Raw genomic sequence first — 26,574 nt, 5'->3', positions numbered from 1 at the left:
AGGCACAAGCCGGTTTGCCGGCAATGAGACATTTTTGCCCGCGCTTCCCCCTGGCCCCGGCCCGCCGGAGTGAGCTGAATTGCACATTTTTATTCACTTTGGACTTTGTTGCGCCCTGGAATTCCGCCGCTTTATCACTAGCGTTGTATTCTAACGGTTGCCACAACCACTATTTGTCCCAAAAACGCTGCTTTCAACTTCTAGCAACGGTTGCCATGGCGCTTATTTAGCTAAAACCCGGCTATCTGGACTCAGATTAGAGCAGATAACCGCGCTCACAACCGTTAAAATTTAGAAAGGGGCTTTTTCGGCAAAATAGCGATTAATACAACCGTTAGATTTTGGCGTGATCTCAAATGGAATAGCGGGCAAGGTGTACTGAGATTTTGTGTAGGCGTTTATGCAACGCCAGTGTAGAAAGCGCCTTTTTTCGCATAAAAGCCGCTGCTACAAACCGTTAGATTCTCGGCGGGCGACAATATCGCTTCGAAAACCTGAGCAATTGCGGAAATCCGAAAAGTATCAGGGCTACAACTTGTCTTATGCAAAAGTTTATGCAACGCTAGTGCCGTTTTACTGGCTAAGCTCGCGGTACCGGGTCGGCGTCATCCCTTCCAGCTTCTTGAAAATCCGGTTGAAATAGCTGTGCTGGTACCCAACCTGCTGGGCCACATCGCAAATCCTTAGGCCGGTGTCGCGCAGCAGCTCCTTAGCTTTCTCCATCCGCAGCTCGGTCAAATAATCGATGAAATTGTGGCCCGTCACCTGCTTAAACGATTTGCTCAGAAAAAACGGGTTCGTGCCGACGTGATCGGCGCAGCTATCGAGCGAAATGTCCTTCATGTAGTTTTGCTGCAAATAAATCATCGCCTGCTCGATCAGCAGCTTGACCCCCGCGTTTGCACGGAGGGACAGCTCTTTGAGATAGGGGGCGAGCACTTTTTCCCGGAACCAGGTCAGGATCAGCTCCGGCTCGCGGATTTGCGAAAGCGCCTCGTACAGATTGACGCCTTTAAACAGGCGATTCGGATGAATGCCGGACTGCATGATGGCGTGCTGGATATGGCCGAGCAACTGCAGCATCCCCTGCTGCACGTCGATCGTCTTGGCGCCTCTTGCGCTCAAGGCGGCGAGGAATTCGCCCAGCAGCCGGTACGCGTCCTCCTCCTGGCCGGTGCGCATCGCCTGAATCAGCTCCCGCTCGAGCGTAAACGAATAGGCCGGCTCTCCCTCCTCGGCCCCTTCGCGGTCCAGCTTCTCCATCTCGATGATCTGATTCTCGCCGTCAAATGGCCGGTAGCTGGCGGCCTGCCGTACCCCCTCAAACGCGAACGGAATGTCCGTAACCTGGGTCACGGCCCGGCTGACCGCCACTGTGACGCGCATCTTCAAGAACAGGTTCACCGTCCGGATCAACTCTTCGCTATAAGCTTGAACTTCTGGCATGTAGGACGTTTCGTTCGGTACCATCAGCACAATCCCGGTCGATAAATTGTGAAAATGAATCGTATCGCACTGGCTGAAGCGCTGCGCGGCGAGCTCGCCGATAATGTTCGCCGCCGCGTAGGATATGAGCCCTTCGTCGCCGTTTTTGAATTTCCCGCCCAAGCTCGTGATGCCCGTCAGCTGGACATACAGCAAAACAAAGCGGCGGTTCTCCACCTCCCATTTAAAACGCTCCATCCGGCCGCGCAGCTCCTGCTCGGAATAGGCGTATAAATGACCGTGCAGCAGTTGGTGAAGAAAGCTCTCCTTCACATGGGGAAGCTGCTCCGCCAGTTTCCGCTGCAGGTCGTGGCTCTCCCAGTGCAAGTTCAGCCACTGCCGCTCGATCAGCGCAAACTCGTCGTCCTCCTGGCCCACCGCCGCCGCATGCTCCGGCAGCAGCGTCTTGAACAGCCGCCCGATCGGCGAGTACATCCGCCTGGACGCCAGCCAGGACAGCAGCGCGGCCAACACCAAGGCGCTGAAGCTCACGATAAAAATCAGCTTGGATACAAACATCACCGGCGCCGTGATGCTGGAAATCGGCGAAGCGGAGACATACACCCATTCATTGGCGATCCGGGAAAACGCGCCGTACGTGACGGCATAGGTTTTCCCCTCCCACTCGAAGACAAAAGAAGCTTTATCGGCGCTTCCCCGCTCGCGGATTTCGGCCCGCAGCCGCTTCACGAACGGTGAATCCGGCGCGCTTCCGCCGGCCGAAGCGAACAGCCCGCCGGTCGTTTGGGCCAAAAACGTCTCCCCCACGTTATAAGGCGTCATCGTTTTCAGCATATCCGCCACTTTCCCGGTGTCCATCCGAATCAGCAGCGCCCCGAACGGTTCCTGGCTGCCGCCGGGGATGTGGTGCACCAGCGTCAGCTCCTTTTCGCCAGGGCGGCTCGGGTCAAAGGCCCACTCCGTCCAATAGGTGCTCTGCCGCGTCCCGACCAGCTTGTCGTACAAGCCGGTCACCGCCGCGGACTTGATCTCCCCGTATTCGGGGTCAAACAGGATTGGCTCATTCCCTCCTAAATACAGCTCCACCTGCTTGATCATCGTATTGGAGCCCTGCATGACGACCAGCGTTTTCGTAATATCCCGCGCCCGCTCGAAATCGATGGTGAAGTCTAGTCCGTTCAGACTGTAATCGAATTTCGGATCAAACGCCCAATGGGACAACATCAGCTCCAAATTGGCCAGCTGCTCGTCGATGTTGCGGGCCCGCTGCTCGATTTGCCGGTGATGCATCTGCAGCAGCTCGTTTTCCAGCCGCCCGCCGATCATGCCGTAGACGAGCGCCCCGGTGATGATTCCCGGAATGGCCGAGACCACCAGCATCAGGATCAGGTTTTTGCGGTAATACCGCCCTTTCCCCATTTTCATTTCCTCACCAACCGAAATAAGATATACCCAAAATGTAAACGCATACACAATAAATTGCAATGCACGTTACATGATTTGGGAATATAAGTGCGGGAAGCTGCCCGCAAAGGCTCGTCACGAACCTTCGGGGCAGCCGCTATCCACGCCTCCATCCGATGATCTTTTTGCGGTGAGCTTGATGCGCTTACGGGTTCTCCTTGCTGTAAAGCTCGTTCATTTCCTTGACAAGATCGGCTCCGCCGGACTTTTTCCACAGCTCGAAGGCCGACTTCAACCCGGCCTCGTCGATCTGGCCGACGATAAACTTGATGCGGGCATCGTTGATGATGTTGTCGAGCTGCTGGCCCTTTTGCGAATATACCGTGGAAATGAACGGCTCCGCCGGGTTGGAAACAATGTACTGCTCGTTCGCCTTTTGCACCTCCTCCTGCTTCACGCGCAGCGGCGTCTGCTTCACCTGTTTGGAACGATCCTCGGGGATAAACGCGAGCATCTGGTTTAAACCTTCAACTTCCGATTCCAGCTTCGCCGTATCCTTGATCGGTTCGACGTAATCATTCACCAGGTTGTAGTGGGCGCCTTCCAGACCGAAGTTAAGCATCGTCTGCATCTCCGGTTCGTTCAGTTGATCCAGAAAAGCGAGCACCCGCTTCAGTTCCGCTTCGGTTTTAACCGACGATTTCGGGATCGCCAAAATGCCGGAATACCCGGAGGTCGGCAAAGTACGGAGCTGGCCGTCCGTGCCCGTGACGCCGCCCGTCACGTCGATATAATGCTTCTCCGGCTCGTCTTTGCCTTCCTTGGCCAGCGCGGCGTGGATTTTGTCGTCAATCCGCGCGCCGACGTCCACGACGTCGACGATGACGCCCGCTTTATTGTTGACCACCGGGTCGACCCATTTGGCGCTGTCCATGACGGCAAAGTCGGAGTTGATCAGCTTTTCGTCGTACAGCTTTTTCATAAATTTCAGCGCTTCCAGATATTCGGGGTATTCGTGCTCGGGGACGAGCTGGCCGTCCTTTACCCCCCACTTGTTCGGCGCGCCGAACCACAATTTTATGGTGTCGAAGCCGCTGGCCCACTGCCCCGTCCATTTGACCAGAACCATGCCGTACGTGTCGTCTTTTCCATTCCCGTCCGGGTCTTGCTCCTTGAAGGCCTTCAGCATATTGTAAAAATCGTCAATCGTTTGCGGTGTCTGCAGCCCGACTTTATCGAGCCAATCCTTGCGGAACGCGATTCCGTTGCGCCCGAGCACCCGTCCGCGGTAGAGGCCATAGTTTTTGCCTTCGATAGACGAGTTTTTCATGATGACCGGGTTCGCCCCGCTCAGGTTTTTAAAGTCCTTGAGATAAGGCCCCAACTCCCAAAACCCTCCGGACTTGGCCGCGCCCACAAAGCTTGGTCCCTTGACGTCCCCGACGTAAATGATGGTCGGCAGCTTGCCGGAAGCGAGGGTGATGTTGAACTTGTCGGCGTAGGAAGCGTTCGGCACCCACTCGAAATGGATCTGCGTGTTGGTCCGCTTTTCGACCTCTTCGACGACCGGGCCGTCGTCCTTCGGATAGTTTGTTTTGAAAATCGGCAGCATGATCGACAATTTCAGGGGCCCTTCCGACGAGGCGTTCCCTCCCCCGCCTGAGGTGGCGGCCGGAGACGCTTCCGGTCCCCCGCCTCCGCCGTTCCCCCCGCCGCATCCGGCGGCCGCGAACATCAGCGATGCCAGCGGCAGGGCGGCCCAGCGCTTCCAACTCGATTTTACAGTCATATACGTTTTGACCTCCTTTTAATGGTATGAGCCTGGTTCGGCATATATTGCAAAATCATCGGACCTTTCAAGAAAAGTCCATGAATTTACACAAAGGCTTTTCAATGATGCGGAATGTTGATGCGATCGCGGCAGCCGGTCAGCCTTTGATCGAACCGAGCAGCACCCCTTTGGCGAAGTGTTTTTGCAGGAAAGGGTACACGCACAGGATCGGAATCGTGCCGACGACGATCACGGCCATTTTGATCGATTGCTCCGGCGGCTGCACGAAGGTCGGGTCCATGGAGTTGATGTCCCCCGCCGCTTGGGACAGCATGACGATCTGGCGCAGCATCACCTGCAGCGGCCATTTCGCGGGATCGTTGATGTACAGCAGCGCCGAGAAAAAGTTGTTCCAGTGGCCGACGGCGTAAAACAACGTAAAAGTAGCCAGCACCGGCTTGGATAAGGGGAGCACGATGCGCCACAGCAAGCCCAGTTCGTTGCAGCCGTCGATTTTGGCGGCGTCCTCCAGCTCCGGGGGGAGCTCCTGAAAGAAATTTTTGACGATAATCAGGTTAAAAGCGCTGATCGCTCCGGGCAGGATAAGGGAGTTCAGCGTGTCCAGCAGCTGGAGATCGCGGATGACCAGGTAGGTGGGAATCATGCCGCCGCCGAACAGCATCGTGAAAATGACGAGGTTTAGAATCAAATTCCGGCCCATCAGGTTGCGCCGGGCCATCGGATAAGCCATCGTCACCGTGAAGAACAGATTGACGATCGTGCCGACCAAGGTGACATAGATGGACACTCCAATGCTGCGGACGATCGTGTCCGTCGAAAAAATAAACTTGTACGCATCCAAGGAAAACGTCCGCGGGATAAGAAACACGGCGCGTTTCGAAATTTCCGCATCGGTGGCGAAGGAGCCGGAGATGACGAAGATGAACGGCAGGATCGCCAGCAGCCCGAAGAGGCTGAGAAAGACGTAGTTGAACGCGTCAAATACCTTTTCGCCCGTGCTTTTGTATTGTTTGGCCATAAGCGTCCCTCCTTTTTAATAAAGTCCCGATTCTCCGGATTTTTTGGCCAGCCAGTTCGTGCCGAGCACGAGGGTGACGCCGATGACCGACTTAAACAAGCCGACGGCCGTACTGTAGCTGAACGCCCCCTGGGTGATCCCCAGCGTGTACACATACGTGTCGAACACTTCGGCCACCTCGCGGTTCAGCGCGTTCATCATGAGGTAAATTTGTTCGAAGCCGTTATCGAGAATCGTCCCCATGCGCAGGATCAGCAGGATGACGATCGTGCTGCGGATCGACGGCAGCGTAATATGCCACAGCTGCCGCCAGCGGCTCGCCCCGTCGACGATGGCCGCCTCGTACTGCTCCACGTCCACCCCGGCCAGCGCCGCGAGGAAGATGATCGTCCCCCAGCCGCACTCCTTCCAAATCGTCTGCAAAATGATCAGGGGCCGGAACCAGTCCGGGCTGGACAGGAAATCGATCTTTTCTCCTGTAAACGTATACAAAAATTCGTTTACCATGCCGCCCTCAGTCGTCAAAAACACGTAAGTCAAACTGGCCACAATGACCATCGAAATAAAATGCGGGACGTAAATCATCGTCTGAATCGTCCGTTTGAAGAAGGACCGGCGGATTTCATTCAGGAGCAAGGCCAAAATGATCGGTGCCGGGAAGAAAAAGATCAGGTTGTAAAGCGACAGCACCAGCGTGTTGTGCAGCAGCATAAAAAAGTCGGGGTTCTGGAAAAAAACTCTGAAGTGCTCGAAGCCGACCCATTCGCTTTTCCAGAATCCGAGGAACGGCTGATAGTTTTTGAAAGCCAGCAGCACGCCCCACATCGGCACATATTTGAAAATGATAAAATACAGGACCCCGGGCGTCAGCAGCAGATACAGCCACTTGTCGCGCCTGAGGCGTCTCCATCTCGTTTCCCGTTTGCTTTGTAAAGGCGGTTGATTCATTCGGATGCTTGCCGCAGCCGTTTGCTTCACCCCGTTCACCTCCCAAGACGTTCTGCCGAATCGTCAAGCCGGCTTTGCCGCCATTTGGCTGCGGGCGGCGAAGCCGGCTTGCGACCGATGTAGTCTCATTATGAAGCGGTCCTTTCTTTCCGGCAATTGGACTTTCTTGAAATTGCCCGCCGCCTCGAGGAGGTCCCGTTTTTTCAAAAAAGTGCGAACCCCGCAAAAGATTGCTATTGCGCCGCCCCCGGCAACTGGCGCAGACTGACGGGGAGAGGTGGATTAGATGACAAACGGCAAACTTTATCACGGCGCTGCCCTGTATCCCGAGCTGTGGAGCCGGGACGTGCTGATGCGGGATATCGCGGCCATGAAGGAGGCCGGCATCAATGTCGTGCGGATGGGCGAATTCGCCTGGTCCGTGCTGGAGCCGGAGGAGGGGCGCATCGATGTCGGCTTTTTTGCGGAGGTGATCGGGCTGCTTTATGCGAACGGCATCGATACGGTGATGTGCACGCCGACTCCGGCGCCGCCGATCTGGATGAGCGACGGCCATCCGGAGCGGATGCACGTGAACGAACAAGGGATCGTCATGAACCATGGCGCTAGGCAGCACGTCTGCACGAACAACGCCTATTTCCGCGAGCGGGCCGCGATCATTACCGAACGGATCGCCCAGGCCGTCGGCCGGCTGCCCGGAGTGGTCGCCTGGCAGCTCGACAACGAGTTCAAGGCGCATGTTGCCGACTGTCTGTGCTCGTCCTGCAAGAAGCTGTGGCAGCGCTGGCTGGAGCGGCGCTACGGCACGATCGAAGCGCTGAACGCGGCGTGGGGAACCAACGTCTGGAGCCAGACGTACCGGCGTTTTGAGGAGGTGCCGCAGCCCGGCCCAACGCCGTTTCTGCACAACTCGTCGCTGCGCACGATGTACCGGCTGTTCACCATGGAACAAATCGCCGAATTTGCCGACGAGCAGGCGGCCATTATCCGCCGTTATTCCGCTGCGCCGATCACCCATAACAGCAACATTCCGTTTCATCTGGACAACGAAAGACTGTTCCGGAATCTCGACTTCGCCTCCTTCGATTCGTACGCCTCCCGGGAGAACGCCCACGCCTATTTGTTCAACTGCGATCTGTGGCGGAACTTGAAGCCGGGAAAGGCCTTTTGGGTGATGGAGACGAGCCCGTCGTTCGCCGCGTCGCTTGAGAGCTACGCCTCGCCGCACCCGATCGGTTACGTCAAGGCCGAAGCGGCGGCCGCCTACGCCCTGGGAGCGGGCGGGTTCTGCTACTGGCTGTGGCGGCAGCAGCGCACGGGCAGCGAGCAGCCGCACGGCTCCGTCGTCAGCGCCTGGGGCGAGCCGACGATCGGCTACCGCAGCGTGCTGGAAGCCGAGGCGGCGCGGCGGGAGCTGGAGCCGGTGTTGCTGGCGAGCCGGCCGGCGCGCGCCGAGGTCGCGATCACGTACTCCGACCGGGCCAAAGCTTTCCTGCAGACGGAGCCGCACCGGAGACTGAATTACCGCGGGTTGATGAACGATTTTTACAAGCGTTTTTTAGCGCTGGGCCTTTATCGCGACGTCGTTCCCGAAGGCGGCGAGCTGACGGGGTATAAACTGCTGTTCACCCCTTTCCTGCCGTACGTTTCTTCGGAATTTTTACAGCGGGCGCTTAAATGGGTTGCCGAGGGCGGCATCTGGGTGGCCGGGCCGCTGACCGGCGGACGGACGGCGGAGCATACGATTCCGGCGGAGGCCGGTTTGGGCGAGCTGGAGGGTTGGGCCGGCGTCAAAACGGTGTACACGTATCCGATGGACGGGACCGGTTCGGTTGGGGAAGCTTTCGGCGTCACCGCCCCGCTCTCCCTGTGGAGCGCCGTCTTTGCGCCGGCCGGCCGGGAAACCGCCGTCGTCGGCACCATCGCCGCGGGCCTGACCCCCGGCATGGCCTTTGCGACCGAACGCCGCCATGGGCGCGGAAAAATCGTCATGCTTGGCTCCCTGCCGTACGGCGAAGCGGGCGACCTGCTGCTGCAAAAGCTGATCGGGCATTATGCCGGCGAAGCGGGAGTTGCCCTGCAGAGCGACGTCACCCCCGGCACGCTTGTTGTCCCCAGAACCGGAGACGACGGCCATGATCTTTGGGTTATTATCAATATGGACGGCTTGGGAGGAACCGTCACCCTCCCCCGCGAAGGCCTGGATGCCGTCACCGGGCGCAAGACCGCCGCCGGGGCGTTCGCCGTTGCCGCGTATGAATGCCGGGTAATCCGTATGGAAAAGTGAAACCGCAACCGTCCAGAGAGCGTATTAACCTCCGTAACCGCTGCATACATAATCCTGCAGACGAAAAAATGTTGAAGGAAGGTTGATATCATGTCCTTTTTTAAGAAAATGTTGGCCAGCGTGGGAATCGGGGCGGCGCGGATCAATACGGAGCTGGATACGTTGGAGGTCGCCGTCGGCGGGGAAATCGGCGGAACCGTCTATTTGGAGGGAGGACAGGCCGACCAGTCCATCGACAACATTTATCTGAAGCTAAAAACCCATTACATACGCGAGCAAGGCGACAGCAAGCTCAGGGAAACCGCCACGATCGCCAAATACCTGGTCACCCAGGGCTTCGAGCTGAAGGCCGGCGAGAGGAAGCAAATTCCGTTCCGCTTCAGGCTGCCGGACCGGATGCCGGTGACGCTGCGGAACGTACCGATCTGGATCGAAACCGGGCTCGACATCGACATGGGGGTCGATCCGAAGGACGAAGACCTGATCCACGTCGTACCGGACCGGAAAATGCGAACCGTGCTGGACGCGGCGGAGCTGCTCGGGTTCCGCCTGCGCGAAGTGACGAACGATTACGCTCCGAGGCTTGGCGGGACCCTGCCATTCGTGCAGGAGTTCGAATACGCGCCCGGAGGCAGATTCTACGGATACCTGGACGAGTTGGAAATCCTGTTTTTCCCGAAAGGCGATACGCTCGAGCTGATACTGCAGGTCGATCGCCGCGCCCGCGGCTTAAGCGGCTTGTTCGCCGAAGCGCTGGAGCTGGATGAGCGGTTTGTGCGGGTCCGGTTGTCCAGAGACGACCTCCTTCGCGGTCCGCAATCGGTAGCCGCCCAGTTGGAAGCGGTCATTGCAAGGCATATTTAAGGCATTTATCGCCCCAGGGGTCCGGGCCGCCGCAAGGGATGATATAAAGGAAAAAAGCGCCGTTATTTCGGCGTTATCCCCATCCCCCGTTTTGAGGAGCCTGGACTTGCGGTTGGCGGCAGTTGCAGAGCTGATTTTTGTTACGGCATCAGGCGGCGGTTGCTCCCGAATTCCACGAAATGCAAAAGTGCATGCGGTTTTCGTCGAAATGGCCCGAATATGACCCGTCAAATGCAAAAGTGCAGGCCAGTATCGCCATGTTGAGCAAATTTGTTTCTACACGCCATTTTCAACTGCACTTTTGCATCTCATCGCTCTAATGGCCGGAATTCGGCTCATTTCAAATGCACTTTTGCAATTGGTCCGGTTAAGCGGCCGTTCCCTCGCCAAGTTGCGCTGCCTTCAACGACTCAAAAAAGGACTTGGAGCTCAGCTCCAAGTCCTTCCTTATTGGTCCGGCGCCACGCCGTCCGCCCCTTCAGCTCGGCAGCTTCAGCTGCTTGCTGCGCAGCTGGCCGCATGCCGCGTCGATGTCGGTGCCGTGCTCCAGCCGGATGCTGCAGCTGACGCCTTGTTTTTTCAGCACATCGTAAAAAGCCAGCACCGATTCCTGCGCGCTTCTTTGATACTGGGCGTGTTCGTCCACCGGATTGTACGGAATCAGATTGACGTTGACGAGCCGATCGCCCATTAGTTCCGCCAGCTCCAAAGCGTGCTCTTTGCCGTCGTTCACGTCCTTCAGCAAAATGTACTCGATCGTGATCCGCCGATTCGTTTTCTCCAGGTAGTAGTCGATCGCCGCCAGCAGCTTCTCGATCGGAATCGCCCGGTTGATCTTCATGATCCGGGTGCGCAGCTCGTTGTTCGGCGCGTGCAGGGATACTGCCAGATTAACCTGCAGGTCGGAGTCGGCGAATTCGGTGATTTTGTCCGCCAGCCCGCTCGTCGATACGGTGATATGCCGCGGCCCGATGGCCAGCCCTTTCGGATCCTGGATGACGCGCAGAAAATCGGCCATATTGTCGTAGTTGTCGAACGGCTCGCCGATCCCCATGACCACGATATGGGTGACCTTCTCCCCCCGGCCCTTGCGGTCCAGGTGAAGCTGCACCTTCATGACCTGCTCCACGATCTCCCCGCCCGTCAGGTCGCGGCTTTTCTTGAGCAGTCCGCTGGCGCAGAAGCTGCAGCCGATATTGCAGCCGACCTGGGTCGTCACGCATACCGACAGGCCGAATTTATGGCGCATCAGCACCGTTTCGATCAGATTGCCGTCCTGCAATTGGAACAAAAACTTGATCGTGCCGTCGACGGATTCCTGCCGGGTATGTTCTTTCAGCGTTTCGACCGCAAAATGCTCGGCAAGCACCGCCCGGCACTCGGCGTTTACATCGTCCATCGCCTGAAAATCGGTGACCCGCTGCCGGTACAGCCAATCCCAAACCCGTTCGGCCCGCCCCTTTTTATGTCCATGATCCAGCAGCCAGGCGGCGAGCCGGTCCTTGGTCAAACCATATATCGAATATCGTTGATTCATCGTAATATCCTCGATCCTCTTTCGCTATATTTTAAAATTTTAGAAGTTGACCTTCACCTATTTTAACACATGTTCGAGGATATTCCGCCCTATGGTTGATTTTGACTGCCAAGACCGTCCCGCCGCCGCAGAAACCGGCCGATCCGCTCGACCGCCTCGGCAAGCCGGCCGGAAGGCTGCACAAGCGCGATCCGCACGTACCCTTCCCCTTGACGGCCAAACGCATCGCCCGGCACCACCGCCACGCCCGCCTGCTCGATCAGCGCGAACGCCAGCTCGCGCGAAGTCCAGCCTGCCGGGATTGGGGCCCACACAAACATCGTGGCCGGGGACTTCGCCACCTGCCAGCCTACCTTCGCCAGCCCGGAAATCAGCGTATCCCTGCGCGCTTCATACTCTTTCACCTGGGCCTCAAGCAAACGATCGTCCGCCATCAGCGCGGCCGCGGCGGCCTGTTGAACCGGAAGAAAAACGCCGTAATCGATGTTCGATTTCAGCGTGCCGAGCGCCCGCAAAACTCCAGGGTGACCGACGGCATAGCCGATCCGGCAGCCGGCCATATTAAACGTTTTGGACAGCGAGTTGAACTCGATGCCCACTTCCCTGGCGCCGGGAACCGCCATAAAGCTTAGCCGGGGGCGCCCGTCGAAAATCAGTTCGGAATACGCGAAATCATGGACGATCAAAATGTTATGCCGCTTCGCAAACCGGATTGCTTCCTCGAAAAAAGAAACGTCCGCCATGGCCGGCACCGGGTTGCCGGGATAGCTGAGAATCATCATTTTCGTCCGCGCCACAATTTCACCCGGAACCTGATCCAACCGCGGCAGATACCCGTTTTCCTCGCGAAGCGGCAGCGGATACACCTGGCCCCCGGCCAGAACCACCCCCGCCTCGTAAATCGGATAACCCGGGTCCGGAATCAATACGTAATCCCCGGGATTGACGACCGCCAAAGCCAAATGGGCAAGCCCGTCCTGCGAACCCATCGTTTGGAGCACCTCTTGCTCCGGATCGAGCTCCACTCCGTACCGTCTGCGGTAAAAATGACTCACTGCTTCATGAAACTCCCGGGTCCCCCCCAGGGCATATCCGTAGTTTTCCGCATGCTGCGCCGAGGCCGCAAGTTTCTCCGCGACCAGCGGCGGCGGCGGAAGATCGGGGCTGCCCACGCTCAGGTCGATAACTTCGATGCCCTGACGGGAAGCGGACCGTTTACGCCGGGCCAATTCCGTAAATATGCCGGTGGCCATTTGCTGCACTTTATCCGATGGGGTAAATTCCATAGCCAAGCTCCTTCAGATTTTTAAACCATTATACCAATTACTCCGGCGAATTCGATACCGCCGATTCCTCTGGAGATCCTTGTTCCTTCACACCCTCCAGCCGGAGGGAGACCCGCTGATAGATGTAGGAAATGGCCAGCAGCACGACGCCAAACCCGAAAAAGGCGAGAATTTTGCTGCCCGTCGTCAGCAGCGACAGGTCGTACAGCAGCATTTTTCCGGTGGACAGCAGCGTCAGCCCCAGGCCGATCCGCCGGATGTACACGTATCTGTAGCGGAAGCCGTAAACGATGTAACCGATCGCCAGCAGCAGGTACACCAGACTGAACCATAAACCGGCGTCTCCGAGCCGGAACTGCACGCTCAGAAAGGCGGTAATGACGGCAAACAGGTACGCCCCCATGATGACCGGGTACCATTCCGCGCTGCGGAAATCGCGGCGGATCGCCGAAAACAGCATGTCTTTGCCGCTAAAGAAAACGATAATATTAAAGGCGATCAGCACGATCAGCGCAATATACTCGGCCGCTCCGTTCCGGGCCGCGTCTTCCTGCAGCGCAGGCAGCGCCACCGTGACAATGAAACAAATGAAATAGCTGATCGAATACAAGACCAGCGTATAAATTTTGACGAACCGGTCGTAAAGCAGCCTGAACTTGGTTAACGCATAGGCCAGCACCATCGTCACCGCCGCGATGAGCAGCCATTTGTACAAAGCTTCATGGCTCATCGACGCCGGAACGAGCCGATCGTAGACGAAGCCCGCTTCATAAACCAAATACAGCCACAAATTGCACAGCGTGACGTATTTTACCCAGGAGATGAACGTGTGCTCCCAGGCAAGATAACGGCCGTTTTCCTCCGGGTTTCGGAAACGCAGCGCGTAATACAGCATCAGCAACAGCGGCCCCAAAGAGATGGAGCTGTACTGCAGATTGAAATCGCCCGGGCGAACGACACCCACCAAATAGCGGATAAAATCCACCCAGAAGAACGCGCCCGCACAGAGCAGCACAATGCCCCATCCGCCGCGTTCCAGCGGCTTCAAACGGCTGCGGCCGGCGAAGACGGCGAGGGCCATTCCCTCGATGAGCCAGCCCATGGAGACCCAGCGGACATCGAGCTGGAACGGGATCATCAGAACCGCGAACGTCAGCGCCGTGGCGTAAAACAGGACGCGGATCGCCCGTTCCTGCGGCAGTTTCTTATGCGCAAACCGTCCCAACGCCGTGTAGACCAGGCAGAACAGCAGAGCCAGCAGCCCCCTGAATCCGGTCAGTTCCGCTTTGGCGATCAGACCGTACAAAGTCCCGCAGCTGACGACGGTATTCAGCGCAAGCAAAGAGAAGTCCCACCAGGTTAGCTTCGACTTGTGCCTAAACGGTATCCAAAGGGTGATGCCCAAATACATCAAAAAGATGCAAACGGCGTACAGCATGGCGATCCACGCCTGCTCCGCCAGCGCCGCCAGAGCGATCATGGACGGCGTATGAAGCAAAAAGCTGATATAGGTGACGGCAGGCCACCGTTTCCGGAACGAAACGAGCAGAATCAAGCCGTTGAGCAGCAGCAAATACCCCATGCCCGCATAAACGGCGGCGCCCTCAAGTCCAAATGCGCTTATGTATGATAGCAAGGGCAGATAACCGCCGATCAGTCCCAGGGAACAAATCGTCCGCGACCTGTACCTGAGCGACAAGAACACGGCCGCCGCCGTGATCAGGACGCATACGGCAAACCCGGCATACATGCCGATGATGTGCAGGAGAAAATAGCTGTAAAAAACCGAGCCGTACAATACCGAAATCCCGCCGCCGAGCAATCCTAAGGCGAAAATCTTTTTCCCTTTGCGGAACAGCCATTCCCCGCCCGCGATCATCAGCGCCCCGAGCAGGAAGAAAACCAGCCCCTTCATATACCCGCTGAACCAGGCCGTATAGGAATATTTGAACGCCGCGCCTACCCCCAGAACGATCAGCAAAATGCCGATCTTGTTGATCCAGTTCAAGCCGATCTTCATTTCGATCTGGTTTTGTTTCTTGCGGCGCTGTACCGTTTCCTCATCGACGCCTTCCGCGGCAAGCTTCTCGTACCCGGCCCAGGTCTCCTGGCGAATGCGGTTCTCCTCTACCAGCAGCCGCTTCCGGTGCTCGGCCATGCGCTGTTCCAATTCCTCGTGAAATTGCTTCAAGCGGGCCTTGATTCCTTCTTGGTCGGCATCCAATTGCCTTTCAGCCTGATGGATCAAATGATCGATTCTTTGTTTGGCGAAATTCTCCAGACTTTCAAGCCGGTTCCCCTGTCCGATCACCTTCTCCGAAAAATAGGTGTACAGCTTCTTCCTCGATAAGGCCAGCAATCCGAGCTTTTCATCCAACATCTGCTCGGAAAGCGCCCGGCGCAGCTCCCGGTTCTCGTGATCGAGCTGCCCCAGCCGTTCCTCCAGCGCGTCCGCCCGCCGCTTGAGCTCCTCGCATTGCCGGCGGAGCGCGCCGTTTTCGCGTATGTAATCATAGGATTCATATTCCTCGACCAACGCTTGGTATTCTTTAAGCATCCTGGCCTGATCCTCCTGGAGTTGAACCAGGCGATCCCTAAATTCCTTCATCGCAACCTCCAACCTGTTTCCGTCTGCAACCAAATGACTAGAGTGATAAAAAATCGACTTCCATTATACCTAATAAATTCCATTGTTAACCAGTGTAAAAAGACTCAAAACTGCAATGTCCCGTTAAGTCCGCTCCTTTGTTAACAAAGATCGGGCGCTCTGTTGAAACCGTGAAAACACTGGGACAATACAGTGGAATATGTTCGGCGGAGCGATTTGGCGGACGGTTCGGAGGTCAGTCCAGCCCGCTACTGGACTTAAGTCGGAAGCGAAATCTCGACGCGCGGCCAGTTCGGTTCCTCACGCGCTTCCCTTATACTGAATAGCGAAGTGCAATAAAGGAACGGAAAAACGCGAACGATTTTAGCAAAAAAGGCAGGTATAAACCATGAAGCAGGACATTAGCATCGTTATCCTGACCGCCGGTTACGGGAACGGTCATATTCAAGTGTCGCGAACGCTGCAGCAAGCCTTCGCCCGACTCGGCGCCGCATCGGCAAGCATTCTCGATTTGTATCGGGAAGCCCACCCCGGCATGAATTCCATTTCCCGTTATTTATATTTATACAGCCCTTTTTTCTCCAATTACGGTCTGGACTATTATGGCTGGTCGTATTACGCCACCCGGAATATCGAAGAGACCAGCGCTTTGGCCAAGTGGGCCGGGGTGCTCGGAATGAAAAAATTGATCTCCGTCCTGAAGGAACGAAAGGCGGACGCCATCGTAAGCACGTTCCCGTTCGGAGGAATTTCACATCAGCTGCAAAAGCACGGTATTCACATCCCGCTATTTACCGTAGTGACCGATTTCAGCCTGCACAGCCGCTGGCTGCATAACCGCCCGGACCGGTTTTATGTGGCCACCGATGACCTCAAGCAAGAAATGATCCGGCGGGGAGTACGGCCGGGAACGATTACCGTCAGCGGCATTCCGCTGCGGGAACCGTTTTACGAGCCGCCCTTTCCGGTGCCGCCGGACGCGCAGCGGCATCCCCGATCCATTCTTGTCATGATGGGCGCCTGCGTGCCTTTGCCGGATATTCAGCAGTTGACGGCAAGCCTGCTGTCTTTGCCGGACGTGCGGGTCGACATCGTATGCGGGGGGAACGACAAGCTGCGGCGGAAACTGGAGCGCCGGTTCGGCGGTCATCCCCGGCTGCGGCTGTTCGGGTTCGTGGACGCGGTCCACGACCGCATGCGGCGCGCCTCCTGCATCATTACGAAGGCCGGCGGCATCACTTTATCCGAAGCGATCCAAATTCGTACGCCGATCGTCGTTTACAAGCCGTTCTCCGGGCAGGAGCGGGAGAACGCCCTTTATCTGGAGCGAAAAGGCGCCGCGGCGGTGGCCAAACACGTGCGGCAGCTCCTCCCGCTGGTGAGCGAAATCCTCGACTCCGAAGCTACCCGGGACAAAATGATGCGGCAATGCGACGCGCTCGCCGCCGGGCATGCCGCCGATATGATCGTCAAGGACGTGCTGCGGCTGGTCCGCGGACTGCCCGCCGCGGAAAACCAATTCATAGTATAGGAGTTCGAAACGATGAAAAATTCCGCGCAAGGAGGATTTTGGAGCAAGCTGCCCCCTTCCTTTCTGCATTGCTCCGCTATTTTGTTCCTGACCGAAATGGCCCGCAGCGCTTTCCTGATTTCATTCCTGCCCGCCTATGCCAATGACCGGCATATCACCCTGGCGGCGGTCGGCGCGGCCGTATCGATCCACTATTTGGCCGACACCCTGATCAAGGTCGTCGCCGGATACGTGCTTGACCGGTTTCCGGCGCGGCTCATCCTCAACGTATTTTTGCTGCTCGGACTGCTTGGGCTGTTCGTATCCTTCGGCATCAGCGCACCCTGGGCGATCATTGCCGGCTCCGGGCTGCTCGGGATAGGCGTGTCCCCGATCTGGCTGCTCTGCCTCTCGGAAATCCGGGAGGACCACCGGGGTTCGCAAATGGGCGCGGTATACACGGTTTGGCTCGTTTCGCTCGGCCTCGGGCCGGTTGCCGTTAATTTTCTGATCGACCGGAGCTACTCCTTGTCGTTCTGGCTGTTGGCCGGACTTTGGGCGGGAGGCTGGGCGCTGGCGGCCGTAAAGAGCAGCGTATTCCGGTCCAGGGATTTGATCCGAACCGTTCCTTTTAAGCAGCAATTACGGCAAATGCAGCAAAAGCTGTCGCAAATAAAACCGCTCGTACCCGGCATGATTTTGCAGACGCTGGCCGCCGGACTGCTGGTGCCCGTGCTGCCGAGCTTCGCTTCCGAATATCTGGCTTTGGATTATTCGGCGTACTCGATCGTGCTGCTCGGCGGAGGGTTGATGACGGTGCTGCTTCTCATCCCCATGGGCCGCCTGGCCGACAAATGGGGCCACAAATGGCTGCTCGTCGCCGGCTTCGGCGCTTTGGCCGCCTGCCTTGGGCTGCTCGTTTATTCCCGGCAGATGATCAGCACGATGCTGCTGGCCCTGGGCTTCGGTGCGGCTTATGCCGCCGTGCTTCCCGCCTGGAACGCCATTCAGTCCTACTTCGTTCCCGCCGAGCAAAAAGCGACCGGCTGGGGGGTATTGTCCGGCATCGAAGGAATCGGCGTGATCATCGGGCCGATTTTAGGCGGGTGGGTGGCCGAAAGCTTCGGCGAAACGGCCACGGTCGGCGTCAGCGCTTTGCTGTTGTTCGGCATCATGCTGTTCTACTGGATCCGGCCGGTCCGGTACCAGGCCGGACAAATGCTTGAGCGCTACGGGCAAGAGCATTAAACCATCCGTTTAAGCGTGTGATAAACCGGAATTTCCGGCGGATAGCGGACTCGTTTGAATGTCCCGCGCGGGCGGGAAATTCAAACGGCACACCACGAACACGTCCGTTATTTTTTTAGGGGAGTGGAATGTTTTTCATGAGGTATCGCTATTATGAGCGGCTGCGCGAATATGATAACCGGCTGTTTTTCTGGTGCAATCATAAGCTCAGCCATCCCGCGCTCGACCTGGTCTTGAAGGGAATCACCCATTTGGGCGGGGCGGCGTTTACGATTGCCGCCACCCTTTCGGTGATCCTGTTTGCGGCGGGACCTTGGCAAAAAGCAGGCTGGAAGAGCTTGTGCGCTCTGGCGCTCAGCCATCTGGCGGCCGTCCTGGTCAAAAGGACGTTTCAGCGGACCCGTCCCTACGCGGCGCTCCGGGGAGCCCGGATCTCGATCCGCCCGCTTAAGGATTACTCCTTTCCGTCCGGGCATACGACGGCCGCGTTTTCCATCGCCGTTCCGTTTCTGTTCGCCGCCCCCGGCCTGGCTCAAATCCTGCTGCCGCTTGCGTTTATCGTCGGGATGTCGCGGATTTATCTGGGCGTTCATTATCCTTCGGACTGCCTCGCCGGCGGCCTGATCGGGGCGCTGACCGCGCTGCTTGTCGTGTTGCTCGCGGGAGCCGCTTGAATGAATAATATTTGAAAGGAGATAGTTGAAATGCGTCCGGTTCCAATAATCAAACGGGCCGTCCAATGGGGTTGGATGGGCTGGGAGCAGGTATTCGAGGCGTTTAGCCGCCTCCGCTCCAAATATGCCGGGGAATACGGCATCTGCAAAATGTTCGTCACGAAGTATCGCGGCAAGTGTATGTTGTGCGAGGATGGAACGTTGATTCATGACGGGGACTGGATCGGGGAACTGCATTTGGACAACCGGAAAATCCTCGCGCTGCTGCAGTCCCACGAAGCAAACCGGGTCGCGCTCATGATCGCCCGGTTGATGCGGGGCACCATGCGGCAGATTTGCGCGGAAATGGTGAAAAACCCGCAGCTGAGCCAAGTCAAGGCGCTGCAGGGCGTCACTTTGCTGCATCGCGGCATCACGCACGGGTTGGGCTTTGAGACGCATCAAATGGAAAGCAGCACCTTCCGCGCGCTGACGACTTCGTATCTGCGTCTGCTGCTGACGGTGTTCCACCCGAGCAACCGCAGCCGCATCGTTCCCCATGCGGAGAAGCTCGTACCGATGCGGCTGGTGATGACCCGCTCGGCGCTGATCCGGCGGTTCTCCGGGCAGAATCCCGCCGTTTAGGAGGAAGCCCCGGCGGGGCCCCCGGCTAGGCTTCCGGCGCGCACCCTGCTTGCGTTCACGTCTACGTTCACATCTCCCGTCCATGTTCACGTCCCGTCCACGTTCACATCCCGTCCTCGTCCTCGCCCCGTCCACGCCAACGTTCACGTCTTTGTCCACCGCCCACGTCCCTTTCACGCCCCGTCCACTCTTCTGACGAAATGCAAAAGTGCAGGCGAATGATGTCGAAGGCTCCCGAAAAAAACCATCAAACTGCGAAAGTTCAGTTCATTTACGGTTATACACCCTTATTTTTCCATAAGCACTCAACGCAACTGCACTTTTGCAGGCCAAGCGACTCGGAATGGGTAAATCACGATCTACCAAATGCATTTTTGCATTTGAACCCTGCCAAACAGCACAAGCAGACCCAAAAAAGTCCCAAAGCTAGTCTACGCCCCCCACCTGACTTCCGCCTGGCCCCCACCTGGCTCCCGCTTTGACCGGGGGCCGCGGCTGCGTCTTAGGGCCCGGAATGATCACTTTGCGCGCATCTCATTGTACGCCCGCAGCAGCGTGTGCCGGCCGGGCCGCACGAGATGCGCTTCCCGCAGGCTGCGCTCCAGCAGCTCCGGCGATACGCCAAGCTGCTTCACCGAGACGGGGCCGCCTACAAGGGCCAGCAAGCCGCCAAGCTCTTGCGGATCGGGAATTTGCCCGATCTCCCGGCGGATCCGCTCCCAGTCGGCCGCCGGCGCCGGTTTCACATTTTCCGCTCGGATGAAGTCAGCTGTGGATCTGCCGTTTGCCCGTCCCCGTGCCGATCCAACGTTCCCGGAAGACACCGGTGTCTTCCCGCTACCAGCCTGGCCCTGGTTTCGGCTCTGCCCCTCCGCCTGCCGGTGTGCCGCCCATTCGTTCAGGGGCAAACCTTCCGCCGCGATCCGGCGGTACAGCTTGGCGATCTCCATGCTGGCCACGCCCACCTTGGCGCCATGCAGCAATTGGCGGCGTCCGAGGCGCAGGTATTCCATCTCCCAGTAATGGGAGAGATGATGCTCGGCGCCGGAGGCCGGGTGCGACTGCCCGAACAGCAGCATCGCCAGCCCGGACTCGATCAGCGCGGACATGAGCGCGTGAATCCCCTCCTCGCTGCGGCTGGCGATCAAACCGGCGGCAGCGACGCATTTTTGCAGCGCCGACCGCGTGATCTCCGCCGCCGCCGGCAGATAAGGCTCGCCCGCGGCGAGCGCGCCGAAGCTCCAGTCGAACAGGGACGTGTATTTGCCCAGCATGTCGCCGAAGCCGGCGGCGGCCAGCTCCGCAGGCGCTTGCACCAAGATGTCCAGATCGGCGAAAATCGCCATCGGCCCGATCGCCGGGATCGTTGTTTTCTCGCCCCGCAGCAGGATAGGAGCGCCTTTGGAGTTGAACCCGTCCACCGACGGGGCGGTCGGCACGGAGATAAAAGGGATGCCCGTCGTGTAGGCGGAAAATCGGCAGATATCGTGCAGCGTCCCGCCCCCCACGGCGATGACGGCGTCCGCGCCATACCGCTGGATATCCAAGATCAGCTGGATCAGCGAAGCCTCGTCGGCGATGACGTCGCCTTCCGCGTCCGGGCGGATCATCGTCGTATGGACGGCCGTTCCGCTAAGCCCTTCGGCCCGCTCCATTGACGCCAGCAGTAGTTTCCCCGCCGCCTCGTACGTATCGCGATCGGCCGCAACGATAACGCTGCGGCAGTTTTTTCGTTCCAAATAAGCGGCCATCCGGCCAAGCGCCCCCGGCTCGACCCGGATTTCGTCCAAATCGATCGCCCTAAGGTACTCTTCCCCCAGCGCAGCAGCCTGCTGCCTGATGTTATGCAAAAGCTGTGTCATGAGTAAAAATTCCCTTCTCTTTCCAGTGAGTTCGTACCTCATCAGTTTATCCCGCATCGTTTGATCCCGCGTCGTTTATTTCGCTTCCGTTTATCGCGTTTCGGTTGATCAAGCATCGTTCATTTCGCATCTCCGGGCAGCGGCGCCGCCATTCCCCGGCGAAAATGCAGCGCCGGCAGCGGATTGTTGCACGTCATCCCGGTGACGCCGCATTCCACGCTGTACTGCACCTGCTCGGTTTCGTCCGGGCAATAGCTCCAGACGAGCAGGCCCAGGCCGTGAAATTCCCGCACGCGCTCGGGGGTCAGCAGCTTCATTTCCAAGCCCAGTGCCCACATTTTCGAGTAAGTGCCGGCTTCGCCGGGCACGAACCCGGACATCAGCTCGGCCGGAAACCCCTGCGTTTTCAACCCGTACGTGTCGTGAATATGCGCAAGCACCGCCGCATCAAAGCAAGTGAATAGGCAGCGCGCCAGGAACCCGGCCCGCTCCAGCAGGGCGACCGCCTGGTCGGCGGCTTGTTTCGCGTCTGCGGCCGGCTTGATCTCCACGTTGAGCAGCACGTCCGGATAGGACGCCAGAAGAGCGATAAGCTCCACCAGCGTCGGTATTTGCAGCCCGGTAAATTCCCGGCCGAACCAGCCGCCCGCGTCCAGTTTTTTCAGCTCTTCCAGAGTGTGGCCGCCCACCGGCCCGGTTCCGTTCGTCGTCCGGTCCAGCGTGGCATCGTGAATCACCATAAGCACGCCGTCCTTGGACAGCCGGAGGTCAAACTCCAGCATATCCACCCCCAGGTCCAGCGCCTTGCGGAACGCCAGCAGCGTATTTTCCGGATAAGCCGATTTATAGCCCCGGTGCCCCGCCACCATGAGCGGGGAATCAGCGGACTCCAAACGTCCGATCATTGTCGGTCCCTCCTTTTATAAACGCTTCCCGCTTTTTACGATTCGGACAAAATCCGCTCCGTCTCTTTATTGAACGTATCCAGCGTGGATTTGATATCCTTGCTGTCGTACATAATCGCCTCGATCGCGGAGAAGAACTCGTGCATCACTTCCGGCCAGGCGACGTCCATGTTGGTGTCGACGGCATATTCCAGCTGGTCGTAAGCGACTTTGCGGTTCGGCTCCTTCGCCCACAGATCCTGGATTTCCTGGGATTCGACCATCTGTTTCGTAAACGGCAGGTATCCGGATTGCAAAATGAACTGCAGCCCGCCCTCCGGGTCCGTTTCCATCCAGCGGATAAATTCCCAGGCGGCGTCTTTGTTTTTGGAACCGGACATCAGCGCGATGTTTGCGCCTCCGGTCGGGCTTGCATACACGTCGTTTTTCGGCAGGAAGGCGGTGACATAGTCAAAATCCACGGACTCATTCAGTCCTCCGATCGAACCGGTCGATTGGAACATCATGCCGACTTTGCCTTCCACGAACATGCTGTTGACGATATTGCCGGAATCCTGCGCCGGAGGATAATACAGCGCCCCGGTGTTTTGCAGGTCTTTCAAATAACCGAACACTTCCTCGCCGACGCCATTGTCAACGAACCCTGTCGACGTCTTGTCATCGTTAAAAAACTTGCCCCCGGACTGGGAAATCATCGCGATCGGATACCAGGTGTCGTACGGCATCGTCAGCCCGTAGCGCTTCACTTCTCCGCCTTCCTTGACCACCAGGGCGTCCGCCGTTTGCTTCAGCTCCTCCCAGGTCGTCGGCACGGCCAGCCCCAGCTCGTCCAGCAGCGTTTTGTTCACGTGCAGGATCGGCGTCGAGCGGTTTAGAGGCAGCGATACCAGCTTGTCGTTAAAATAGGAATGCCCCATCAAGCCTTTCGTGAAATCGTCGGCGCTCACGCCGGACTGCTCCATATAAGGCGCCAGGTCTTCCAGCACGTCCGAATCGGCAAACATCTGCACATAGGCGCGTTCCAGCATCGTCACGTCCGGGGCCGTATCCGAAGCCACTGCCTGCTGCAGCTTGGTGACGGTCTCGTCGTATCCGCCTTGATACGTTCCGACGACCTCGATGTCGTCGTGGGTTTCATTAAAGCGTTTGATGATCGCGTCCATGTATTCGCCGTTTTTGCCGCCCAGCGAATGCCAAAATTGCACCGCCGTTTTGCCGGCGGCGCCCGCCGAAGCCGTCCCGTTTCCGTTCGCCGCTGCGCCTTCCGCACCTCCATTTGCCGAGCCGGTGCCCGAGTTCCCTCCCGCACAGCCGGCCAACAGGCCCACCAGCAGCGTTAATGCCAGAAATACGCCCAATCTCGTTTTCATGTCTTGGTTACCCTCCGATTTTTTAAATTGGTGTTGTATTTAAAAAGGGAACGTGAGTGACGGCCGCAGACGGAACTCACTTAATCCCTGAGTAGACAAACGCTTTGACGATATGGCGCGAACAAAACACGTACACGATCAGGATCGGCACGACCAGCACGACGTTGCCGGCCATGATGATATGCCAGTTGCTGATTCCTTCCGTCTCCCGCAGCATGGCGATGCCGAGCGTCAGCGGCCGGATCGCCTCGGAATTCGTCATGACGAGCGGCCAGAAATATTCGTTCCAATGGCTGACGAAGCTGAACAGCGCGATCGCCGCCAGCGCCGGCCCCGCCAGCGGGATCATGATCTTCCGGATCAGCTTCAGTTCCCCGGCATTATCCAGTCTAGCCGCCTCGATGATCTCCTCCGGGATCTGCATGAAATACTGGCGCAGCAGGAAGATCCCAAACGCGTTGGACATAAACGGAATGATCTGCGGCCACAGCGTATGGATCAGCCCGAAATCGGCCATCATCAGGTACACCGGAATAAACGTGATCTGGCCCGGGATCATGAACGCCAGCAGCACCAGGCCGAACAGGAGGTTTTTGCCGGCAAAACGGTATTTGGCGAAGGCGTACGCCGCCGGAATCAATACGGCGAACTGCAGCACGATGATCGATAACGTAATGACGGCCGAATTGCGGAAGTACATCAGGAACGGGCCGGCGTTCATCGCCTCGGCGAAATTACGCCACTGCGGCACGGCCGGAATCCAGGTCGGCGGAAAAGCCAGCGTCTCCCGGAACGTCTGCAGGGAGGTCGAGATCATCCACAGGAACGGAAACACAAACATGATCAGGACCGCCAGCTTGAGCAGCACGCTTAGCGCCGCAAGCAGAGGACGCATAGGACTCCAATCGAACGTTTTCACGGGCATGAAGCTCCTTCCATCATTGATAGTGCACCTTCTTCGCCAGCAGGCGGAAATAAATGAAGGTCAGCACGCCGATGATCGCCATCAGCACGGTGCCGGTGGCCGCCGAATAGCCGATATTGGTCGTCCGGAAGCCGTAGATATAGTAGACCAGCGTATTCGTCGCATCGTTCGGACCGCCGCCGGTCATGATTTTGACCGTATCGAACACCTTAAAGGACCCGATCGTCATAATGATCAGGATGAAAAAAAGCTGGGGCGAAATCATCGGCAGCGTGATCTTCCAGAACACCTTGAACCGGCTGGCGTTGTCCAGGGCGGCCGCTTCGTAAATGCTCGGCGGCACGCTTTGCAGCGCGGCGACGATGATCAGCGCGTAATAGCCGACGCTTTGCCAGACCGATACGATGATGACGGAAAAGAGCGCGGTTCCCGAGCTTTGCAGCCATTCGGAAGGGGGCAGGCCAAACGTCCTCAGCACGAAGTTGAGCAGCCCCTGATCCGGGTCCATCAGCCACAGCCAGACGAGCGCGATCGACACGATCGAAACGATGTGGGGCGTGAAAATGCCCGCCTGCACGAGCGCATTGATGCGCGTTTTCCGGTTCAGCCAAACCGCGATCAAGAGCGACAGCGCCATCGTCAGCACGACAACGCCCAGCGTGTACACCGCCGTATTGCCCAGCGCCTTGTAGAAATCGCCCCGCGTTAAAATTTGCTCAAAGTTGTCCAAGCCGATGAATTTGCTTCTGGCTTTGTTCATCAGGTTGTATTTGAAAAAGCTCAGGTACACAAGATAGGCGACCGGATAAATGACGAACAGCCCGATGCCCGCCATGGCGGGCGCGATCAGCACGTAGGGACGCAGCTTCTCCCAAATGACGGACCTACTCATGGCTTCTTCCCCGGAGCGCTTCAAGATAAGCGCTTCTGCGCGGATCGCTCTCCTCCAGGCGGCGTTCGTCCGCGCCGAAGAAGTGGATGTTCGCGGCGTCCACGCCGAGCGCCACCTCCTGGTCCACCGCGAACCGGTCCTCGGCGCTCTTCACCATAAACGATAGGCCGCCGCCGGACCGGACCTGGTAAATTGTTTCCGAGCCGAGCATCTCGCGGGTGACGATCGTGCCGCGCAGGGAAAAGTGCGGTTGGCTGCCGTCCGCCGGACACAGCACGGCATGCTCCGGCCGGAAGCCGAATTTGGCCCCGTCCCGGCCGAGATCGCCGATATTCATGGGCGGCACGCCGATAAACTGGGCGGTGAACAAGTTGCGAGGCTGCTGGTAAATGACGTGCGGCGGCGCTTCCTGCTGGATTTGCCCCTGGTTCATCAGCACGATCGTGTCCGCCATCGACATCGCTTCCACCTGATCGTGCGTTACGTACACAAATGTCGCGCCCAACTTCTTGTGCAGCTCGATCAGTTCAATACGCATCTGCACGCGCAGCTTGGCGTCCAGGTTGGAAAGCGGCTCGTCCATCAGGAACACGGACGGCTTCTTCACCATCGCGCGGGCCAATGCGACGCGCTGGCGCTGCCCGCCTGACAACGCGGACGGCTTGCGGTCCAAATAATCCAACAGCCCCACCGTCGCGCCGATGCTCTCGACCAGCCGGGCGCGCTCGGCTTTCGGCACTTTATTGTTTTTTAGACCGAATTCGATATTTTCGCGCACCGACATCGTGGGATAAATCGCGTAGTTTTGGAACACCATCGCCACGCCGCGCTGCCCCGGCGGAATCCGCGAAACGTCGCGCCCGTCGATGAGCACCTGTCCGGACGTTTGCGGGCCCAATCCCGCAATCATCCGCAGCAGCGTCGTTTTGCCGCAGCCGGACGGGCCGACCAGCACGGTGAACGAACCGTCCGCGATCGTCAGATTGAGGTCCCGGATGACCGCATTTTTCTCGAATGTTTTCGCCACGTTCACAAATTGAATGGATGCCAAGAGCCACCCTCCTTATCGCAAAATCCAAAATGCGCATTTTTTTGATCCATTTTGCTCATTTGAGCTTAATTCGATTTTAAAATCCGTTCATTTCGGGAGTATTAGAACAAATCCGCGGAAATGTAAACCTGCCCGCCGGTCGCCTATCTTGCCGAGGTACGGGGTTTGGCACGCTATGAAAGGAACTGTCCCTTCAGATCGCCGTAAATGTTTACTTTGCTTTAACACCGGCCAAACATGGCTTTGATAAAATGAGAGCAAATATTAAATCAAGATTATTTCAGCACGGGCAATTGCGCATTTTTGCGCACTTGTCCGGAAGG

19 protein-coding genes are annotated in these 26,574 nt (G+C 57.8%); 6 read left to right on the top strand and 13 right to left on the bottom strand.

Translation table 11 applies throughout. The features are described 5' to 3' along the window. Nucleotides 1-573 precede the first annotated feature (573 nt). The 4 genes from NYE74_RS05715 to NYE74_RS05700 all read right to left on the bottom strand — a co-directional run bounded on the left by NYE74_RS05715 (nt 574) and on the right by NYE74_RS05700 (nt 6,608). On the bottom strand, nt 574-2,871 hold the full coding sequence (locus tag NYE74_RS05715) for a helix-turn-helix domain-containing protein (RefSeq protein ID WP_341004621.1): 2,298 nt from the start codon (nt 2,869-2,871) through the stop codon (nt 574-576). Nucleotides 2,872-3,055: 184 nt separating this feature from the next. After that, on the bottom strand, nt 3,056-4,639 hold the full coding sequence (locus NYE74_RS05710; protein WP_341004620.1) for an extracellular solute-binding protein: 1,584 nt from the start codon (nt 4,637-4,639) through the stop codon (nt 3,056-3,058). A gap of 139 nt (nt 4,640-4,778) precedes the next feature. Next, nucleotides 4,779-5,660, bottom strand: a complete 882-nt coding sequence (locus NYE74_RS05705; RefSeq protein ID WP_316560540.1) for a carbohydrate ABC transporter permease — start codon at nt 5,658-5,660, stop codon at nt 4,779-4,781. A gap of 15 nt (nt 5,661-5,675) precedes the next feature. Beyond that, nucleotides 5,676-6,608 carry an ABC transporter permease gene (locus NYE74_RS05700; RefSeq protein WP_316560548.1) on the bottom strand — a complete coding sequence of 311 codons (933 nt, stop codon included), beginning with the start codon at nt 6,606-6,608 and terminating at the stop codon, nt 5,676-5,678. A 286-nt stretch (nt 6,609-6,894) separates the two neighbouring features. On the opposite strand from NYE74_RS05700, the gene NYE74_RS05695 reads away from it, so the two are divergent. Together NYE74_RS05695 and NYE74_RS05690 are read left to right on the top strand one after the other, a co-directional pair. Next, nucleotides 6,895-8,895, top strand: coding sequence for a beta-galactosidase (locus tag NYE74_RS05695; RefSeq protein WP_341004619.1), 2,001 nt, complete (start codon nt 6,895-6,897; stop codon nt 8,893-8,895). A 90-nt stretch (nt 8,896-8,985) separates the two neighbouring features. Continuing rightward, nucleotides 8,986-9,759 carry a sporulation protein gene (locus NYE74_RS05690; protein WP_341004618.1) on the top strand — a complete coding sequence of 258 codons (774 nt, stop codon included), beginning with the start codon at nt 8,986-8,988 and terminating at the stop codon, nt 9,757-9,759. 478 nt (nt 9,760-10,237) lie between these two features. Here the strand turns inward: NYE74_RS05690 and rlmN are convergent, their stop codons facing one another. The 3 genes from rlmN to NYE74_RS05675 all read right to left on the bottom strand — a co-directional run bounded on the left by rlmN (nt 10,238) and on the right by NYE74_RS05675 (nt 15,190). Then, the gene (gene rlmN, locus NYE74_RS05685; RefSeq protein ID WP_036618994.1) at nt 10,238-11,296 is read right to left on the bottom strand and encodes a 23S rRNA (adenine(2503)-C(2))-methyltransferase RlmN; all 1,059 of its coding nucleotides are present in this window, start codon (nt 11,294-11,296) and stop codon (nt 10,238-10,240) included. Nucleotides 11,297-11,385: 89 nt separating this feature from the next. Next, a complete protein-coding gene (locus NYE74_RS05680; protein ID WP_213509674.1) occupies nt 11,386-12,582 on the bottom strand; it encodes an LL-diaminopimelate aminotransferase in 1,197 nt (398 codons plus the stop codon). Nucleotides 12,583-12,619: 37 nt separating this feature from the next. Next, nucleotides 12,620-15,190: a DUF2339 domain-containing protein gene (locus tag NYE74_RS05675; protein ID WP_036618990.1), complete on the bottom strand. Its 2,571-nt coding sequence runs from the start codon at nt 15,188-15,190 to the stop codon at nt 12,620-12,622. A gap of 388 nt (nt 15,191-15,578) precedes the next feature. Here NYE74_RS05675 and NYE74_RS05670 point away from each other — a divergent pair, with 388 nt between their 5' ends. From NYE74_RS05670 to NYE74_RS05655, 4 genes are all read left to right on the top strand, one after another. Then, nucleotides 15,579-16,721: an MGDG synthase family glycosyltransferase gene (locus NYE74_RS05670; RefSeq protein WP_036618988.1), complete on the top strand. Its 1,143-nt coding sequence runs from the start codon at nt 15,579-15,581 to the stop codon at nt 16,719-16,721. A 12-nt stretch (nt 16,722-16,733) separates the two neighbouring features. Continuing rightward, on the top strand, nt 16,734-17,948 hold the full coding sequence (locus NYE74_RS05665; protein WP_341004617.1) for an MFS transporter: 1,215 nt from the start codon (nt 16,734-16,736) through the stop codon (nt 17,946-17,948). A gap of 137 nt (nt 17,949-18,085) precedes the next feature. Further along, nucleotides 18,086-18,622 carry a phosphatase PAP2 family protein gene (locus NYE74_RS05660; RefSeq protein ID WP_341004616.1) on the top strand — a complete coding sequence of 179 codons (537 nt, stop codon included), beginning with the start codon at nt 18,086-18,088 and terminating at the stop codon, nt 18,620-18,622. Nucleotides 18,623-18,652: 30 nt separating this feature from the next. Then, nucleotides 18,653-19,246, top strand: coding sequence for a YkoP family protein (locus NYE74_RS05655; protein ID WP_341004615.1), 594 nt, complete (start codon nt 18,653-18,655; stop codon nt 19,244-19,246). 518 nt (nt 19,247-19,764) lie between these two features. Here NYE74_RS05655 and NYE74_RS05650 read toward each other — a convergent pair. The 6 genes from NYE74_RS05650 to NYE74_RS05625 form a co-directional block, all read right to left on the bottom strand. Next, nucleotides 19,765-21,108 (bottom strand): sn-glycerol-1-phosphate dehydrogenase, encoded by a 1,344-nt coding sequence (locus tag NYE74_RS05650; RefSeq protein WP_124332395.1) that lies wholly within the window; start codon nt 21,106-21,108, stop codon nt 19,765-19,767. A gap of 119 nt (nt 21,109-21,227) precedes the next feature. Further along, entirely contained in the window at nt 21,228-22,013 is a 786-nt protein-coding gene (locus NYE74_RS05645) for a glycerophosphodiester phosphodiesterase family protein (RefSeq protein WP_341004614.1), read from the bottom strand. A 35-nt stretch (nt 22,014-22,048) separates the two neighbouring features. After that, complete coding sequence (locus NYE74_RS05640) at nt 22,049-23,383, bottom strand: ABC transporter substrate-binding protein (RefSeq protein WP_270619256.1); 1,335 nt, start codon at nt 23,381-23,383, stop codon at nt 22,049-22,051. A gap of 76 nt (nt 23,384-23,459) precedes the next feature. Beyond that, nucleotides 23,460-24,278, bottom strand: coding sequence for a carbohydrate ABC transporter permease (locus tag NYE74_RS05635; protein WP_445323417.1), 819 nt, complete (start codon nt 24,276-24,278; stop codon nt 23,460-23,462). A gap of 43 nt (nt 24,279-24,321) precedes the next feature. After that, nucleotides 24,322-25,200 carry a carbohydrate ABC transporter permease gene (locus tag NYE74_RS05630; protein ID WP_341004612.1) on the bottom strand — a complete coding sequence of 293 codons (879 nt, stop codon included), beginning with the start codon at nt 25,198-25,200 and terminating at the stop codon, nt 24,322-24,324. Beyond that, on the bottom strand, nt 25,193-26,251 hold the full coding sequence (locus tag NYE74_RS05625; RefSeq protein WP_036618973.1) for an ABC transporter ATP-binding protein: 1,059 nt from the start codon (nt 26,249-26,251) through the stop codon (nt 25,193-25,195). Before NYE74_RS05625 ends, NYE74_RS05630 begins: the two co-directional genes overlap by 8 nt. Nucleotides 26,252-26,574: the final 323 nt, after the last annotated feature.

Source organism: Paenibacillus sp. FSL P4-0127 (genome assembly GCF_038007325.1).
GTDB classification, from domain to species: Bacteria; Bacillota; Bacilli; order Paenibacillales; family Paenibacillaceae; genus Fontibacillus; species Fontibacillus macerans.
This window is presented reverse-complemented; position numbering and strand designations above follow the sequence as displayed.